This window comes from Streptomyces sparsus, from assembly GCF_054776295.1.
Genome location: NZ_BAAHCA010001565.1, coordinates 1 through 691, shown reverse-complemented (window position 1 = coordinate 691; position 691 = coordinate 1). Strand labels below are relative to the sequence as shown.

The 691-nt window shown below is 75.8% G+C and carries 1 pseudogene; it reads right to left on the bottom strand.

The features are described 5' to 3' along the window. Window positions 1-691: pseudogene (locus tag ACYVE9_RS29630) on the bottom strand (helicase); the annotation flags it as partial.

Sequence of the window (691 nt, the reverse complement as noted above, 5' to 3'; positions counted from 1 at the left end):
GTTCGAGCAGCCCCCACCCGGACGCGGCGGCCACCTCGAGCACCCGGTCCGGCGCCGAACCGTCGGAGGGCACGTCGAACGCCATCTGCCGGTCCCCGGGCCCGGTGCCGCTGCGGAACGGGGTGAACGGGTAGAACGCGGCCGACACCAGCGGAGCCGCCGAGGCGGGCAGCCGCCAGGACACCGGCAGGCGGTGCTGCGGCAGGTTCGGGTTGTGCGCCAGCAGCGCGGCGACCGCGCTGGCCGACGGATCGTGCGCCAGCCCGGCCCACTGCTCCGTGCCGACCTGGCTGAACGGGTCCAGCTGGCCCGGGTCACCGACGAACAGGGCGTGGTCGAACAGCCGGGCCACGGCCAGCAGCGCGTCCGACCGCATCTGGTACGCCTCGTCCACGATGGCGTGCCGCCACGGCTGCACGTCCTTCACGTGCGCCCACTTCGCGGCCGTGGAGACGACCACCTCCATGCCGGCCAGGTCGCTGACGCGGGCGGCCAGCCGGACCGAGGGGTGCCGGTCGGGGCGCGGCTCCGGCGGGGTGTAGTCGCTGCTGTGCAGGCGTCCCACCGGCAGCTCCGGGTCGGCGTCGGCGAGCCGCTCCACCAGGTCGTCGACCTGGGCGTTGGTCTGCGCCACCACCATGAGCGGGCGCCCGGCGGCGGCGATCTCCCGCGCGGCCCGCACCACCAGGGT